General features: G+C 36.6%; 1 protein-coding gene. It reads left to right on the top strand.

Features of this window, described 5'->3' with window-relative positions:
- On the top strand, window positions 1-232 hold a 232-nt coding region (locus ACFIK8_RS12450; RefSeq protein ID WP_375669606.1), incomplete at its 5' end, for a riboflavin kinase.
- Window positions 233-265: the final 33 nt, after the last annotated feature.

The following is a 265-nucleotide window of genomic DNA, read 5'->3' as shown; positions in this document are numbered from 1 at the left end:
AGATGGAGCACCGCTTTTGGAAACCTATTTATTTGATTTTAGCGACGACCTTTATGGAGAAAGCTGCACTGTTTCTTTCTTACAGTTTTTACGAGGACAAGAAAAATTTGATGGACTTGAACCTCTAATTGCACAAATGCAACGTGATGAAAAAGCAGCAAAAGCAATTTTGATGACAGTACAACCATTGTCGCAGTTAGATCGGCTGCTCACTTTTAAAAATATGCCTTAAGTTGATTTGAAAAAGATATGAGAGCAGCAAAAA

This window comes from Bartonella sp. MR168JLCBS, from assembly GCF_042194175.1.
Note: the sequence above shows the minus strand (reverse complement) of the source record. Positions and strands in the feature narration are given on the sequence as shown.